Raw genomic sequence first — 18,524 nt, 5'->3', positions numbered from 1 at the left:
GCGCCGGACGCATACCGGTCGCGGGTCGTCGCCGACCGGTGATCACGGGGGCCGGGGTGATCCGGCGCGCGCGCCCACCGGTTCGGCGGCGGGCGGCTCGGCCTCCTGGACAGCGGGCGGGTGCACGAGCCGATCGGCCATGGCGGAGGTGATGAACTCGGGGATCGCCGGAGCGAAGATCCGGAGGTAGATATCGATCCACTCCTGGCGGGTGTCGAGGAACAGGAAGTCGGTGGAGACCATGTGCCGAACGGCGAGTAGGGGCAGCGGGGAATCGAGCGCCGGGAAGGCCGGATTGTGCAGGCCGGCGACAGTGCAGCCCGGATAGAACTGTCCGAGCATCAGGCCGTCGTGGACGAAACGGGTCTTCTGATCGCGCTGGACGGTCTCGATACCGGTGTAATCGGTGAGATCGGGGAAGACCACGAGGACAGCTTTGAAGCGGGCGTCGGGGTCTTTCGTGGGCTGCAGGGCGGGGAACAGTTCGTACATATCGTCGACGATGGCGGCGATACGCTCGATATCGATCCGCTGACCCTCGAAGAACGCCGCCCACAGGAACCGGCGTTCGACGGCATGGCTCATATACGGGCAGACGGGGCCGTGGCGGCCGAGGTCGGGATGGGGCCGGCACAGGTATTCGAGCGTCCACCGCCGGAGTTCGGAGGTGCGGGGGTGCTCGAGGGCGGCGCTCACCGGATCGGGCGCGAACAGGCTGGCGGGTTCGATTCCGCTGCGTCTACCTACAGCTCGGTCAGTGGTCATGATCGGTGTCCTTGCTGGAGTCGGGTGCTGGCGGCGAAGAGGTCCAGGTGGACCGGAAGTGCTGGGTCAGGACGAGTCCGATGGCGCGGAGTGCGTGCGGAGCGGTCATCTGTTCGTGCCGGATCGGGATCCGGTGCTCGGTGATCCGGCCGGTGATGTGGTCGGCCCAGGCGCGGGCCGGTGCGGCGTCGTCGTCCGGACCTTCCGGTGCGGCGCCGAAATAGATCAGGTCACCGTCGAAGAGGCCGGGCCGGTGCTGCCAGGTGAGGTCGACCAGCCGGTCGTAGTCGCGGTGCAGGCGCGCGAGGTGCTCCGCAGTCAGCAGGGTGGCGAGTCCGCCCTGCCGGTGCAGCAATTCGGCCGCGGCCGCCATCGTGAGTTCGGCAGCGTCCGGGTCGGCGGCGCCGACCTCGGCCAGCATCGCCGCGATGGTGGGTGTGGGGGCGCGGACGCTGTCGGCGGTGACGACCCGGGTGTCCATCATGGCCAGTGTCGCCACGGACTCGCCGTCCCGGCGCAACCGGACGGCGATCGCGTGGGCGATGGTGCCGCCCAGCGAATAGCCCAGCAGGTGGTACGGACCGTGCGGCTGCACGGCCTTCATCTCTCGGACATAGCGGGCCGCGAGATCGTCCAGCGTGGCGAACCGCGTATCGGGTTCGGTGAGCGCTGGTGATTGCAGCCCGTGGACGGGGCGGTCGGCATCGAGATACTGCACCAGGCCGCTGAATCCCCAGGCCAGTCCGATGGCGGGGTGGACGCAGAACAGCGGGGCGTCGTGCCCGGTGGCGCGCAGCGGAAGCAGCACCGCGAGGGCGTCGTCGGAGACCGGCTCGTCGTCACCGCGGCGGCGGAGCTCGATACGGCGGGCCAGCGCCCGCGGAGTCGGATCGGTGAACATCCATTGGAGCGGTACGTCGGAACCGGTCGTCTCACCCAGCCGCGCCGCCGCCCGGGCCGCGTCCAGCGAATTGCCGCCGAGGTCGAAGAAGTTGTTGTCGGCACCGGCCCGCTCCAGTTCGAGGATGGCGGCGAAGGCATCGCACACCGTGGCCTCGAGCGGCGTGGACGGCGGCCGGTACACCGCGGACGGCCGGTCGGGCACGGGCAGCGCCCGGTAGTCCAGCTTGCCGGTCGCGGTGAGCGGGAGCCGGTCGAGGGTGACCACGGCGGCCGGAATCATATGGGTGGGCAGCCGCGTCGCCAGGTGGGCGGTCAGTGCCGGGAGATCGGGTGTGGTGCCGGGGGAGGGGACGACGTATCCGACGAGCCTGCCGGGGCCCTCGCCCCGGTCGTGGATCGTGACGGCGGCCTGATCGATATCCGCACCGCCGCGCAAGGCGGCTTCGACCTCGCCGGGTTCGACGCGATTGCCCGCGATCTCGAGCTGCCGATCGCTGCGGCCCACGTACCGGAGGGACCGGTCGGCGTTCCAGGCGACCAGGTCGCCGGTCCGGTACATCCGGGTACCGGGCGGCCCGTACGGATCCGGCACGAATCGCGCGGCAGTGGTGACCGGACGCCGGTGATATCCCCGGGCGAGGCCCGGTCCGGCCAGGTACAGCTCGCCGACCACTCCGGGCGGGACGGGACGCAGGCCGTGATCGAGCACCACCGCGGTGAAACCCCGGACCGGGCCGCCGATCGGGAGCGGACCGTCCGGGACGGTGCGCAACGGCGCGGCGGCGCAGCTCATGACGGTGGTCTCGGTGGCCCCGTAGGTGTTGATCACCGTATGGTCCGCCGCCCAGCGGGCCGCCAGCTCGGGTGGGCACGTTTCACCGCCGAGCACCAGGGTGACCGGCATGCCGAACGCGCCGGGATCCAGCGAGGCGAGCACGGTCGGAGTGAGCGCCGCATGGGTGATGTGCCCGGCCTCGATCGTCGCGGCCAGTTCGGCCCCCGCGACCACACGCGCGGGGGCGAGCACCACGGTGGCGCCGGCGGCCGCGGCGCCGAGCCATTCCAGGATGGAGACATCGAAGCCGGGGGAGGCGGCGGCCAATACCCGCGCGGCCGGGGTGAGACCGAACCGCTCCCGCGCCTCGGCGGCCAGATTCGCGATTCCGGTATGGGTGACCACCACACCTTTCGGTGTGCCGGTGGAGCCGGAGGTGTAGACCAGGTAGGCCGGGTGTTCCGGGCGGAGCGGGGTCGTGCGCGCGGAGTCGGTGATCGCGTCGGGTGCGGCCGTGGCCGCCGCGGCCGCGAAGGACGGGCTGTCCGGGATGAGCCATTCGATCGTGTCCGGTAGCCGGTGCCGGACGTCGGCCGGGGCGAGCCCGAGGGCGGCGCCGGAGTCGGCGAGGATGCGGGCGATCCGGTCGTCCGGATCCGCGGGGTCGAGCTGCACGAACGCGCCGCCGGTTTTCGCGACCGCCCAGACGGCGGTGAGGGCGTCGGCGGAACGCGGCAGTACCAGTGCCACGAACGACTCCGGCCCGATTCCGGCGTCCAGCAGTATCCGCGCCCATCGGTTGGAGCGTTCGTCGAGTTCGCGGTAGGTCAGGCCCACGCCGTCTTCGATCACCGCGGCGGTATCGGGTGTCATCGCCGCGGTCAGCACCTGCGGTAGCACCGTCGGCGCCGTACCCGCCCGGCCCCGGACGGGTACCAGTGCCTCGTGTTCGGCCGGCGACAGCAGCCGGAGCCGGGTGAGCGGAAGGTCGACGTGGTCGGCGATATCGTCCAGCACCCGCAGGACCCGGTCGGCGAGTGCTTCGATCCGGTCCGGGGTGAAGAGATCGGGCAGGTATTCGAAGCCGAGGCGCAGCCGGGTGCCGTGTTCGACGATCAGGCCGAGCGGATAGTGCGCGGCGTCGCGTCCGTGGACGCCCAGGACACGCAGCCCCGCGATATCGGCGGCCTCGGCCAGTCCGGTCCGATCGATCGGGTAGGACTCGAAGACGGTCACGGTGTCGAAGATCGCGCCGGGGCCTGCGACGTTCTGGATCCGGGCGAGCCCGAGGTGCTGATGGTCCAGCAGCGCGGTCTGTTCGACCCGGATGCGCCGGAGCAGCCGGGCGAGGGTGTCGTCGCGCGCGAGCCGCACCCGTACGGGCACCGTGTCGACGAACAGCCCGACCATCGACTCGATGCCTTCGAGCTGTGGCGGGCGCCCGGAAACGGTGGACCCGAACACCACGTCCTCGCGGCCGGTCGCGGACGCGAGGACGATCGCCCAGGCGGCTTGGACGATGGTGTTGAGCGTGATCTCCTGCTGCTGGGCCACCTCGGCCAGTGCCGCGGTGCGGTCCTCGCTCAGCTGCCGGCGGACCTCGCGCCCGGCCGCGGTCTGCCGGCGGCCGCGATCGGCGGGAGCCAGCAGGGTGGGCTCGGTCGCGGCGTCGAGGGCCCGGGCCCACGCCTCCTCCGCCGCGTCCCGGTCCTGCGCTCGCAACCAGGCCAGATAGTCGCGGTAGGGGCGGACCGGGGGCGGCAGCAGGGCGGGGTCGCCGTCGCCGAGGTAGAGCTGCAGCAGTTCCCGGATCAGCAGGGGCGTCGACCATCCGTCGACGAGGATGTGGTGCAGGCTCACCAGCAGCCGGTACCGCTGCGGGGCGAGGTCGATCAGCGTCAGTCGTAGCAGCGGCGGATCCGCCGGATCGAAGCCGGCGCGACGGTCGGCCGCCATGATCCGTTCGAGTTCGACCGCCTCCTCCTCCCGCCCCGGCAGCCCGATGCGGGTGAACGGCACGTCGACGTGGCGGTGCACCACCTGGACCGGCTCCCCGGCGCTGTCGCGGTCGAACGCGGTCCGCAGATTCGGGTGTCGTCCGAGGAGATCCCGCACGGCGCGCCGGAGCCGGTCCGCATCGATCGACCCGCCGAGTTCCAGGCAGAGCTGCACCACATAGGCGTCGAGATCACCGGCCGCGAGCTGGGCGTGGAACAGCAACCCGGCCTGCAACGGGGTGAGCGGCCAGATGTCGTCCAGTCCCGGCTGCCGCGCCTCGAGCCGGTCGATCGTGGCCTGGTCCAGATCGAGCAGGTCGAGATCGGACGGGGTGAGGCCGCCACTGCCGGGCCGGGCCGCGTGCGTGGCGAGCGCGGTCATCGCGTCGCGCCACAGTTCCATGAGCTCGCCGACCTCGCCGGCGTCGAGAATGCCGGTGGGGTATTCCCAGGCAGCGGTGAGCGCCGGCCCGCCGGGTGTGTCGGTGGTCGCCGCGTTGATACCCAGCAGGGCGGCCACGGGCGCGTCCGGATTCTGCGCGCCGCCGGCGGCACGGGGTCCGGCCGGCATCCACTCGGCGGCTTCCGTTGCCGCGGGCAGGGTGTCGAACCGGCCGAGATAGTTGAAACTCACCTGCGGGGTGGGCAGTGCGCGAAGCACGCGGCCGGTATCGCTGTCGAGGTAGCGCAGCAATCCGAAGCCGGTGCCGTGGCGAGGCACCTGCCGGAGTTGTTCCTTGACCGATTTGACCGCTGCTCCGGCGGCCGCACCGGCGGTGAACGCGTCGTCGATATCGATATCGGACAGGTCGATTCGCACGGGATAGGTGGTGGTGAACCAGCCGACAGTGCGGGTGAGATCGGCCCCGGGGAGCACGGTGTCGTGGCGGCCGTGGCTTTCCAGGGTGAGCAGGGTGTCGGCGGCGGTGGCACCGCGGCGGCGGCGCCACCGGGCCAGCGCCAGCGCGAGCCCGGTCACGAGCGCGTCGTCCACATTGCCGCGGAAGGCCCGGGGCAGCGTGGTGAGCACATCGTGGGTGACCGCGGCGGACAGCGTGATCTGTTCGGTGGCGACGGTGGCCTGTACATCCACGGCCGGGTCGATCGGGCGCGGGCCGAGCGGCGGGTCGCCGGTGCCCAGGGTGGCCCGCCACCGGTCGAGTTCGCTGTGGTCGCCGGCGGCGGTCTGCAGGGCATTCGCCCACCGGCGCATGGACGTACCGACGGGCGCGAGGCGCGGCCGGTGCCCGGTGCGCACCTGGGCCCAGGCCGCGGCGAGATCGGGGACCAGGATCTGCCACGACACACCGTCGATCACCAGGTGGTGCGCGACAACGAGCAACCGGCCGGGCCGATCGGCCGGATCCAGCCAGACCAGTTGCAGCACCACGCCCGCCGCGGGGTCGAGACGTCCGGCCGCCGCGTCCGCCTCGGCCTCGGCCCGGGCGGTGAACGCGCTGCTGCCGGGTACCGAGTCGACCGGCACGTGCCGCAGGAGGGCGGCGGCCGAGACCGCGGCCGGTTCCACGCGTAGCGCCCGGCCCGACGGATGCGCCGGGTCCGGGTGCAGCCGGGCCCGCAGCATATCGTGATGATCGAGTACCGCCTGTACGGTGGCAGCGATCCCGTCGGCGTCGATACCGGCGGGCAGGGCCAGCTCGACCCACTGGCAGAACCGGTCGAAGCTGCCGCGTTCGAACATCCAGCACATGATCGGGGTGAGTGGCACCGGCCCCACGCCCCCGCCGGGCAGTTCCGCCGGCCGGGCGGGCGCCGCGGAACCGCTGTCGCGCACTGCGTTCCGGGCCAGCGCGGCGACCGTGCGGTGGTCGAACACCGCGCCGGCGGAGAACACCAGTCCGGCCGCCCGGGCCCGGGTCACCAGCTGGATGGCCATGATGCTGTCCCCGCCGAGCGCGAAGAACGAATCGTCCGCACCGACCTCGTCGACTCCGAGTACCTCCGCGAACAGTCGCGCCAGCGTCTTCTCCGCTCCGGTGACCGGGGTCCGGGATACGGTCCGGGCCGCGGCGAAGTCCGGTGCGGGGAGCGCGGCGCGGTCGAGTTTGCCGGTCGCGGTCAGCGGGAGCGCGTGGAGCACCATCGCGTGCGCGGGGACCATATGTGCGGCCAGCCGTTCGCCGGCGTGGGCCAGAGTCGCGGCGGGGTCGACCGCGGCACCGGGTTCGGGGACCAGGTATCCGATCAACCGATCGCCGGCGGCGGGGTCCCGGTGCACGGCCGCCGCGGCATCGGCCACACCCGGACAGGTCCGCAGTACCGATTCGACCTCGCCGAGTTCGATGCGGAACCCGCGGACCTTCACCTGGGAATCGGCCCGGCCCACATACTCGAGTGCCGGGGTCCCGTCCGGTTGCCGCGACCATCGCACCAGGTCGCCGGTCCGGTACATGCGCCGTCCCGGGCCCGCGAACGGATCGGCGACGAACCGCGCCGCGGTCGTACCGGTCCGGTTGCGATAACCGCGGGCCAGGCCCGGGCCGGCCAGGTACAACTCGCCCACCACCCCGACCGGCACCGGGCGCAACCAGGTGTCGAGGACGACCTGCCCGACCCCGCGGATCGGCCTGCCGATCGTCACCGCGGCGTTCGCCGCCAACGGCTCGGTGGCATCGGTTTCGACCGTGGCCTCCGCGGGACCGTAGGTGTTGACCAGGGTCCGGCCCGGCGCCCATCGCGATACCAGTTCCGGTGGGGGCACTTCGCCCCCGAGCGCGACCGTTTCGAGGCACTCCAGCCCGGCCGGGTCGATCGTTCCCAGCACCGTGGGGGTGAGTGCGGCATGGGTCACTCTCTCCCGCCGCAGGATCCGGGACAGCTCGGCGCCGCCGTACGCTGCCGGGGGCGCTATCACGAGCTGTCCGCCCGAGGCGAACGCGCACAGTTGTTCCAGGATCGCCGCGTCGAAACTCGGCGAGGCGGCGTGCAGGACCCGGGTGCCCGGTCCGATGCCGAACCGCGACTGCTGCTCGGCGACCAGATTGGCCAGACCCCGGTGCGATACCACCACACCCTTCGGCACCCCGGTCGAACCGGACGTGTAGATCACATACGCCACCTGGTCGGCACGCACCGGCAGTATGCGTTCCGCATCGGTCACCGGCGCCGCCGCCATGGCCGCGACTTCGGCCGCCGTCGCGGGTTCGTCGAGGACCAGCCAGCACACCCGGCCGGGCAGCCGATCCCGCCACCGCGCCGAGGTGATCCCCACGGTCACACCGGAATCGGTGAGCATATGGTCGATCCGGTCCGCGGGAAAGGCGGGGTCGACCGGGACGAATGCCGCCCCCGATTTCGCCACCGCCCAGATAGCCAGCACCGACTCGGCCGACCGCGGCAACCCCACCGCCACACCGGTCTCCGGTCCGGCGCCCCGGGCGATCAGCCACCGCGCCAGCCGATTCGACTGCGCGTCGAGTTCGCGGTAGGTCCACCGGTGCTCTCCGCACACCACCGCGATCGCCTCCGGGTCCGGGCCCGCGGTGAGCAGGTCGGGCAGGACCTGCTCGGGCGCCGCCGGATCACCCGATATCGAGAGCAGTTGCCGGTACTCCGCCGGGAAGAGCAGATCCAGCCGGCCCAGCGGCCGATCCGGGTCGGTGACGAACAGGTCCAGTACACGGAGTATCCGGCGCAGTATCGCGGCCGGCGCATTGTGCTCGAAGAGTTCGGGCCGATACTTGATGCGCAGGTGCAGCCGGGTGTCGATATGGGCGACCACGCCCAGTGGATAGTGGGCGGCGTCGGTACCGGTCACGTCGACGAGCCGCAGGCCGGCGATATCGGTCTCCGCGGTCACGCCGCCGCGGTCGACAGGATAGGACTCGAACACCGTCATCGTGTCGAACACCGCCCCCGGCCCGGCGGCGTGTTCGATATCGGTCAGGCCCACGTGGTGGTGATCGAGCAGGGCGGCCTGCTCCGCCTGGATCCGCTCCAGTAATTGGGCCGGACTCTCGGCCGGGTCGAGCCGGACCCGTACCGGCAGGGTGTTGACGAACAGCCCGATCATCGATTCGACACCCGGTATCTGCGGAGGCCGCCCCGAGACCGTCGACCCGAATGTCACATCGTGCCGGGATGTCAACAGGCCCAGTACGATCGCCCACGCCCCCTGGAGCACCGTGTTGAGGGTGACTCCCCGGGCCTGGGCGAGACCGGTCAGCCGCGCGGTCTGCTCCTCGGTCGATTCGCCGGTCACATCCCGGGATCCGGTGTAGCCGCGCCCGGGGTCCACCGGAGCCAACAGGGTCGGTTCGTCGGCGCCGTCGAATACGTGGGCCCAGGCATCGAGCGCCGCGGCGCGGTCCTGCGCGCCGAGCCACGCCAGGAAGTCCCGGTAGGGCCGGACCGGGGGCAGCGCCGCGATATCACCGTCGGTGGCGTAGAGCACCAGCAACTCGCGCAGCAGCAGGGGGGTCGACCAGCCGTCGAGCAGCAGGTGATGCTGGGTCAGCACCAGCCGGTAGCTGTCCGGCCCCGTGGTGACGAGCATCCAGCGCAACAGCGGCGGGCGCGCCGGGTCGAACCGGGTCGCCCGGTCCGCGGCCGTCAGCCGCTCCCATTCGCGGGCCCGCGCGTCGTCGGTGAGCCCGGACAGGTCGACCTCCGACCAGGGTGCCGCCACACCGCTGTCGACCACCTGCACCGGCCCGATATCGGTTACGAACGCGGCGCGCAGATTCGCGTGCCGGTCGAGCAGCAGTTGTCCGGCTCGCCGCAGCCGCGCCGGATCGACGCGCCCCCGGAGCTCCACGACCAGCTGCACTATGTACGCGTCCGCCGATTCCTCGGCGGCCAGCGCGTGGAACAGCAGTCCTTCCTGCAGCGGGGTCAGCGGCCAGATATCGCGCAGCTCCGGATATCGGGCTTCCAGCCGCTCGATCTCGGCCTGCCGCAGCCGGACCAGATCCAGGTCCGACGGTGTCCGTCCCCCCGTCCCGGGCCGCCGGGCGTACGCCGCCAAGGTGGTCAGCGCATCCGACCACAACTGCGCGACCCGGCCTACCGCCGCGGCGTCCAGCACCCCGGCGGGATACGACCAGATGGCCCGCAAACGCGGCCGGACACCGTCGTCGACGATCCGGGAGGTGACCTCGAGCGCCGCGGTCACCGGCATATCCGGGTTCAGGGCACGGGCGAGTTCGGCGGCGCCGAAGTCGCCGCCGTCGTCCACCGGCTGCCAGGCCTGCGCCTGTCCGCGGGGCCCGGTGACGATGCGGCCGAGATGGTTGAACCCGATCTGCGGCGCCGGCAGCGCACGCAGTACCGGCGCGGTGTCCTTGTTCAGGTAGCGCAGTAAGCCGTAGCCGATGCCGTGGTCGGGGACGGCGCGCAGCTGTTCTTTGACGGCCTTCACCGCGGCGCCGAGCGCCGGTCCGCCCGCGTACGCGTCGTCGATATCGATATTCGAAAGATCCAGCCGCACAGGGAAACTCGTGGTGAACCAGCCGACCGTCCGGGTCAGGTCCGCGCCGGGGACGATATCCTCCTCGCGACCGTGCCCCTCGAGGCCGATCACCGGCTGCGCGTACCGCCCGCCGGTATCCGCGGGTACGCTCTCGCGGCGCCACTTCGTCGTCGCCAGCGCCAGCGCGGCCAGCAGCCCGTCGGCCACCGTGCCGTGGAACGCGGCGGGCACCTCGGTCGCCAGTGCCGCGGTGACCTCGGCCGGGAGTTCGACCTCGACCGTGCGCACGGTGTCGGCCACATCGACCGCGGGGTCCAGGGGACGTGAGCCGATCATCGGGTCGGGTCCGGCGGTCTGGGCCTGCCACAGACCGAGTTCCGCGATCCGCTCCGGGCGTTGGGCCGCCTGGACCAGCCCGTGTGCCCAGCCGCGTACGGATGTGCCCACCGGGGGGAGATCCGGCGGGGTGCCCGACTCCGCCCGCGCCCATGCGATCGCGAGGTCGGGCACCAGCACCCGCCAGGAGACACCGTCGATCGCCGAATGGTGCACCACGATCAGCAGCCGGCCCGGCACGGTGGTGTCCACCGGATCGAACCAGGCGGCCTGCACCACGATGCCCGCGGCCGGATCGAGCCGGTTCGCCGCGGCCACGGATTCCGCGGCGATCACCCTGCGGAACTCGGGGCCACCCGGCGTCGCGTCCGTGGTCACCCGGTGGATGATGTCGTCGGACCGGATCGCGCCCACCGGCGATGTCTCCCATATCCAGTTCCCGTCACCGTCCGGGCGCAACCGGGAGCGCAGCATATCGTGCCGGTCGAGTACCGCCTGCACGGTCTCCGCCAGCCGCTGCCGCGACACTCCGGGGGGCAGGCCCAGCAGCACGGCTTGGGTGAGGCGGCCTGTTCCGCGCGCGTGCTCGGTGAACCAGTGCATGATCGGCGTCAGCGGTATCGGCCCCACACCCGCGCCGGGCAGTTCCACCGAACCGGACGCGTGCGCCGCATCGTCGTCACGGACGGCGACCGCGGCCAGCCCGGCGACCGTCCGGTGGTCGAACACCTCACGTGCCGAGAACAGGACGCCCGCCGACCGGGCCCGGTTCACCAGCATGATCGACATGATGCTGTCGCCGCCGAGGGCGAAGAAGGAATCGTCGAGACCGACGGTGTCGACACCCAGTACCTCGGCGAACGCCCCGGCGATGGTGTGTTCGAGCGGTGTCCGCGGCGCTCGGAAGGGCGTGCTGTCGGCGCGGGCCGGTTCCGGCAGCGCCCTGCGGTCCAGTTTGCCCGCCGGGGTGAGCGGGATGTGTTCGAGGACGGTGATCGAAGGCGGGATCATATAGGACGGCAGGCGGCTGCCGAGGTGGTCGATCAGCTGCGCGATATCGATCGATCGGCCCGGTGCGGGCACCACATACGCGGCCAGCGTCGTGGCCCCGGTGCCGGTTCGGTGCCCGACAGTGGCGGCGAATCCGACGGACTCGTGCGCGCCCAGCACCGCGTCGATCTCGCCGAGTTCGATACGCAGGCCGCGGATCTTGACCTGGAAATCCGACCGGCCCAGGTACTGGATGGTTCCATTGGCAGTCCACCGGGCCATATCCCCGGTGCGGTACATCCGCCGGCCGGGGCTCCAGGGACAGGCGACGAAATGTCCGGCGGTCATGCCCGGCCGGCGATGGTACCCGCGGGCCAGCAGCGCGCCCGCGACGTACAGTTCACCCGTCACGCCGGCCGGGACGGGTTGTAGCCGCTGGTCCAGAATCCACACCGTGACACCGCGGATCGGGCCACCGATCGTCACGGGTTCGCCCGGCACCAGCGCGGCGGAGCGGGTCGTGGTGACCGTGCCCTCGGTGGGCCCGTATTCGTCGAACATCTCGTGGCCGTGGCTCCAGCGCTGCACCAGTTCGGTCCCGTAACCCTCTCCACCGACGGTCAGCGTGCGCAGATGCGGTAGCGGCCATCGGTCGGGGTCGACGGTGGACAGTGCGGAGGGGGTGATGAACACATGGCCGACCCGTTCGCGGTCGAGCAGTTCGGCGAGTGCGTCGCCGCCGTTGACATCACCGGGGGCGACGACCATCGTCGCGCCCGCGGCCAGCGCCGACAGCAGTTCCAGGACCGAGACGTCGAAGCTCGGAGAGGCCAGGCCCAGGACGCGCGCACCCGGCCCGATGTGCAGGCCCTCGTGGTGCTCGCTCGCGCACGCCGCCAGCCCACGGTGTGCTACCGCGACAGCTTTGGGAAGGCCGGTCGACCCGGAGGTGTAGATGACATAGGCGAGATGGTCGGCACGCAACGGGCGCACCCGGTCGGCGTCGGAGATCGGCCCGCCGTCGCCGGCCCGCTCCGATGAGCCGGCGGTGTCCGGGGTCAGCCATTCGATGGTGTCGGGCAGCCGGTCGCGTACCGCGGTGGTGGTCAGACCGAGTACGGCTCCGGAGTCGGTGGTCATATGGATGATCCGGGCCGCCGGGTACGACGGGTCGATCGGCAGGAACGCGGCACCGGATGCGGCCACCGCGCAGACCGCGAGCACGAAATCCGCCGAACGGGGCATCGCGACCGCGACGATGTCGTCGGGCCCGGCCCCCCGCTCGACGAGGGTGCGGGCCAATCGGCCGGCGCGCTCACCCAGTTCCCGGTAATCGATGCGTGCATCGCCGGAAACCAGCGCCGTCGCCGTGGGATTCCGGGCGGCGCCGGCGGCCAGCAGCTCGGCCAGCGTGCGGGGCGCGCCGGCGGGTGCACCGGAACGGGTCAGCAGATCGGCGCGTTCGGCGGATTCGAGTACCTCGATCGCTCCTACGGGGACCGCCGGATCGGCCGCCACGGCTTCGAGAATCCGAATCCAGCGGCGCACCAGGGATTCGATGGTGTCCGCGTCGAACAGCTCCGTCGAATAGGTGACCGTCACCGCCAGTCCGCCGCGCTCGTCGTCGGCCAGCATCAGCTGCAGATCGAACCGGGACACATCCTCGGGCAGGTCGAGCACCGAGACGTGCAGGCCGGGCAGTTCCAGATCGGGGCGGGCGAGGTTCTGGAAGGCCAGCAGTACCTGGAACAGCGGATGCCGGGACTGCGAACGCTGCGGGGCGAGCTCGTCCACCAGCTGCTCGAAGGGAACATCGGCATTCCCGAACGCGGCCAGATCGATGCGTTCGACCCGGTCGAGGAACGCGTCGAACGACTCACCGGGGTCCACCTCGGTACGCAGGACCACCGTGTTGACGAACATCCCGATCACATCGTCGAGTACGGCGGCGCCCCGCCCGGCCACCGGCGTGCCGATCGCGATATCACCGGAACCGCTCGACCGGGCGAGCAGTGTCGCGAGCGCGCCGTGGATCACCATGAACAACGACGAGCTGCGGTCGCGGGCGAACGCGCGCAGTTTCCCCACCAGATCCGAGCCCAGGCCGAACCGGTGACTCGACCCCCGGTTCGACCGCACCGCCGGTCGTGGTCGATCGAAGGGCAGGCCCAGTTCCTCCGGCAGATCGGCCAATGTTTCCTTCCAGTACCGGATCTGCCGGGCGCTCAACGAGTCGGGATCATCGGGGTCGCCCAGGACAGTGCGCTGCCACAGGGCGTAATCGGCGTACTGGACCGGCAGCGGCGGCCACTCCGGGGCCGCACCACGTGCCCGCGCGGCGTACGCGATCGTCACATCGCGGGCCAGCGGGGCCATCGAGAAGCCGTCGGCGGCGATATGGTGGACCACCACGGCCAGCACGTATTCGGTCTCCGCGCCGCCGGCGACCCGGAACAACCGGGTACGCACCGGGACCCGGGTGCTCACATCGAAGCCCTCGTGGACGAATTCGGTGATCGCGGTGACCAGCCGGTCCGGTCCCACCGGTATCGGGCTCAACTCCCGATCGACGGCGTCGACCGGCTCGACCACCTGGGTCAGGGTGCCCTTCTGTTCCGGATAACGTGTCCGCAGCGACTCGTGCCTGCCCAGGACGTCGGTCATCGCCGCGCGCAGCGCGCCGAGATCGAGTTCACCCCGCAGCCGGACCGCGATCGGCATGTTGTAGGCACCGGAAGCGGTGTCGTACTGGTTGAAGAACCACATCCGCTGCTGGGCCGGCGCCAAGGGCACGAGGTCGGGGCGGGGTCCGGCGACCAGCGGCGGGCGTTGCCGTCCCGTTCGCAGCTGCCCCTCCACCCGGGCGGCCAGTTCCGACACCCGCGGCACCTCGAACAACAACCGCACCGGGACCTCGGCGCCCAGCGCCGTCCCGAGCCGGGCAGCCACCCGGGTCGCGGTCAGGCTGTCACCGCCGAGCGCGAAGAACGAATCGTCGAGACCGACGGTGTCGTGGCCGAGCACCTCGGCGAAAACCCGTGCGATGGTGCGTTCGACCGGTGTCCCAGGTGGCCGGAACGGCATCGTGGTGGTGACGACGGGGTCCGGGAGCGCCTTGCGGTCCAGTTTGCCCGCCGGGGTGAGCGGGATGTGCTCGAGCACCGTGATCGAGGGCGGGACCATGTAGGACGGCAGCAGGCCGCGCAGGTGTGCGGTCAGCACTGGGATATCGATCGAATGCCCGGGCGCGGGCACGACATAGGAGGCCAGCGCGGCGGTCCCGGAACCGGTGTGGTGGCCGACGGTGACGGCGAATCCGACGGACTCACAGGCCGCCAGGGCGGCATCGATCTCGCCGAGTTCGACTCGTACGCCCCGGATCTCGACCTGGAAGTCCGACCGGCCCAGATACTGGATCGTCTCCTCGGCGGTCCAGCGGACCATGTCGCCGGTGCGGTACATCCGCTGACCGGATTTCCAGGGACAGGCGACGAAGCGCGCGGCGGTGGCTCCCGGCCGGTGATGGTAGCCGCGGGCGAGCAGCGCACCCGCGATGTACAACTCACCGGCCACGCCCACCGGGACGGGTTCCAGGCGCCGGTCCAGCACCCACTCCGTGGCACCGCGGACGGGGCCGCCGATGGTGACCGGTTCTCCCGGCGTCAGCGGGGCGCTGTGATTCGCCATGATCGTGACCTCGGTCGGACCGTAGGCGTCGAAGAACTCGCGTCCGCCGACGGCCCAGCGCCGCACCAGCTCCGGCGGGCAGGCGTCCCCGGCCGCGACGACCACGCGCAGGCTGTCCAGCCCGGCCGGATCCACCGAGGCCAGGGCGGCCGGGGTCGCCACCGCGTGCGTCACCCCGTGGCGGCGGATCAGATCGGCGAGTTCCGCGCCGCCGTAGGTGCCGGGCTCGGCGATCACCATCGTGGCGCCGGAACCCACCGCGAGCAGTAGTTCCCAGACCGAGGCGTCGAAGCTCGGTGAGGCGAGATGCAGGGTCCGCGCGGCCCCGGTCACCGCATACCGTTCGCGCTGTTCGGCCGCGAGGGCGGCCAGTCCGGAGTGCGTCACGGTCACGCCTTTGGGTGTGCCCGTGGAACCCGAGGTGTAGATCAGGTAGGCGGGGTGTGTGTGCCGCAGCACGGTGGTCCGGTCGCGGTCGGTGATCGGCCGGGCGCCGCCGGGCGGGCCGGGGTCGCCGGGGAGCAGCCATTCGACGGTAGCGGGCAATTCGGCGCGCAGCGCGGCGATCGTCAGGCCGAGTGCGGCCCCGGAGTCGGTGACCATATGGGCGATCCGGGCAGCCGGATACGACGGATCGATCGGCAGGAAGGCGGCGCCGGATTTCACTACTGCCCAGAGGGCGAGAACGGAATCGGGAGAGCGCGGCATCGCCACGGCGACCACGCCCTCGGGTCCGGCGCCCCGCTCGATGAGCGTCCTGGCCAATCGGTCGGAGCGCTCGTCCAGCTCCCGGTAGTCGATCCGGGTATCGCCGCACAGGATCGCCGGCGCGCCGGGGTCCCGGGCGGCGGCCGCGGCCAGCAGCTCGGCGAAGGTGCGGGGCGCGCCGGCGGGTGGACCGGAACGGGTCAGCAATCCCGCGCGTTCGGTCGGGTCGAGTACGTCTATCGACCCCACCGCGGCTCCCGGTTCGGCGGCCACCGATTCCAGGATCCGTATCCATCGGTGGATCAACGAGTCGACGGTGTCCGCGTCGAACAGATCCGCCGAGTAGTCGACCGCGACAGTCGATCCGTCCTCGTCGTCGGATACCGTGACCCGCAGATCGAGCCGGGCCGGATCGGGAAGGCCGGTCACCGCGGCCCCGGGATCGGTAGGGTCCGGCACCGCCTGCGGCGGGGTCCCGCAGGCCACCATGGTCTGGAACAGCGGATGCCGCGCCGGCGAACGCGGTGGGCCCAGCTCTTCGACCAGTCGCGCGAACGGGATGCCGGAATGGCCGAAGGCGGCCGAATCGACCCGGGCCACGCGGTCGAGGAACCCGGTGAACGATTCACCGAGATCTGTTTCGGTCCGCAATACCACCGCGTCGACGAGCTCCGGGGTCGTCCCCCCGGCGCCGTGCCGGCCCACCGGTGCGCCGACAGCGATATCACCGGAACCGCTCAGCCGGGCGAGAAGGACCGCCATCGCGGCATGGATCACTGTGAACAGCGACGTGCCACGCTCTGCCGCCAATTCTTCCAGCGTGCCGGCCAGGTCCGCATCCAACCCGAACCGGCGGTTCCCGCGCCGGCCCGACGCCACCGCCGGACGCGGCCGATCGAACGGTAGCGGCAGCTCCTCCGGCAGGTCGGCGAGAGTCTCCCGCCAGAATGTGAGGGTCTCCCGCCGGCGCCGGATCCGGTCGCCGGCCCGGGCACTGTCGGGATGGACCTGTCCGAGGCCGGTGTCCGGCGCGGCGGCGGCGAACGCTTCCAGGAACCGCGTGAAACCGGTCCGGTGCGCTGCCAATTCGTCCCGGGTGTAGAGGTCGGGGTTGGCCAGGAAATGCAGGATCGTCCGCGGTGGGTCGCCGGTCTGGTAGAGATCGACGAGCAGATCCTCGACCGGCCCGGAACTGAGGATGTGGAATTCCCCGGTGACCGGCCCGAGCCGGATCTGCTGGGGAAAGAACATGACGTTGACCATCGGACCGGCGTACTGCCGCTGTCCGTCGGCTCCGGTGGCGGCGCGGATATCGTAGAGGCCGCAGCGCTGATGCCGCAGGGCGCCGATCAGGTCGGACTGCACCCGCCGCACCAGCGTCGCCACGGTTTCCCCGGCGCCGAGCTCGATCGGAAACGGTGCGACATTGACGAATACGCCTCCCGAGCGCCGTACTACGGCGGTGGTACGCCCCGACACCGGGATATCGACCATGACATCGTCGCGGCCGGTCATCCGGGCCAGATAGCAGCCGAACGCGGCGATCACCACGGCGGCCGGGCTCGCGGCCAGGGCGGCGGCGGACCGGTGTATCCGCGCCACCGTCGCCGGGTCCAGCTCGCCGAGCACGGCCACGCTTTCCGCGCACGCGGGCGCGTAACCGGTCGCGAGGCTCGATCCCTCCCCGACGCCGGCGAGCCTGTTCACCCAGTACGCCCGATCGTCGGTGAACCTTTTCGACTCCCGGTAGCTACGGTCGGCCTCGTACAGCGTGCGCAGGTCCGCCGCCCGGCTCGGTTCCAGCGGGTCACCGTGCTCGGCGGTTCCGCCCCGCACCGCCGCGGTGTACAGCGCCGCGACTCGGTTCACCATCGTCATCGCGCCGTAGCCGTCCAGCGCGACATGATGAATCCGGTTGTACCACAGGTAATGCCGCTCACCGATCTGCAACAGCGCCCCGGCGACCAGCCGGTCGCGGACCATATCGAGCGGTGTCGTGTATTCGCGGCGCATCCACTGCAGACCCGCCTCCATCGGATCCGGTTCACCCCGCAAATCGATGACCGGTCCTACCGACTCCAGATACGGGTCGTACAGCTGGTGCGGCTCACCGTCGCTCTCGACCAGCCGTAGGTATCCGGACTGGAATTCGTGGCCCGCGCGAATGGAAGAACGGCGTAGCAGCTCGATATCCAGATCACCGTGCAGTTCGATGTATTGCGCCTCGGATATCGGAATATCCGGGCGCAACTGCTGTGCGAGCCACAGTCCCCGCTGCCCGGCGGACAGGGGAACGAGATTTCCGACCGTGGTCCCGGACCGGGCCGGTCCGTTTCCTCCCGATCCTGGCTCGAAATAGGGGTCCGAGCGGTCCATAGCTCTCCTCCACAACCGGCCGCCCTCAGTGTAAGCAGAGATTTTTGCCCGAGTACAGACCAAAATTTCGCTTCAGAACCAAGATTCTTTGCCGGGATCCCGAAATCGGCAGGATGTGCCGTAACCGGATCCAGTCTTATGGGTATCGACCGTGTCGAGCTTCGCGTGTAATAGGGGCAGATGTCACGTTCGGATAAACACCATCGAGGAATTCGTTGCACCTTGCCAACGCTTTGCGCGCCGGAATCCGGTTATCGCTCGTCCGCGCGGTAATGCGCGTAAACCGGTTCCGGGCCGGTCGACCGCGTAACTCTCGGATGTCACCCCGGGGGCCGGTCCGCACCGTGCATTATTGTTTCTTCACCCCGCCGGTCGGGACGTCCTCGAATCGGCGCCGGCGGCGGGAGACGGGGTGCGGTGCCGCGGAAGGTGAGGTAATTCCGGAAAGTAATTCTGTTACTGTGGGCGAGATCGATATTTCGCCCGAAATATGTACTTGGTAGCTATTGTCCGATTCCGCGCGCGGCGCTGCGCCGGCCGTGCGGCGCGCGGTCGC

General features: G+C 70.9%; 2 protein-coding genes. Both read right to left on the bottom strand.

Annotation, left to right across the window (positions count from 1 at the left end; genetic code table 11):
• Nucleotides 1-42: 42 nt before the first annotated feature.
• The gene (locus ON38_RS03590) at nt 43-765 is read right to left on the bottom strand and encodes a DUF6875 domain-containing protein (RefSeq protein ID WP_157181648.1); all 723 of its coding nucleotides are present in this window, start codon (nt 763-765) and stop codon (nt 43-45) included.
• Nucleotides 755-17,968: a non-ribosomal peptide synthetase gene (locus ON38_RS03585; protein ID WP_051164327.1), complete on the bottom strand. Its 17,214-nt coding sequence runs from the start codon at nt 17,966-17,968 to the stop codon at nt 755-757. Before ON38_RS03585 ends, ON38_RS03590 begins: the two co-directional genes overlap by 11 nt.
• Between the last annotated feature and the right edge of the window lie 556 nt (nt 17,969-18,524).

It is taken from the genome of Nocardia testacea NBRC 100365 (genome assembly GCF_000308775.1).
Lineage (GTDB): Bacteria > Actinomycetota > Actinomycetes > Mycobacteriales > Mycobacteriaceae > Nocardia > Nocardia testacea.
This window is presented reverse-complemented; position numbering and strand designations above follow the sequence as displayed.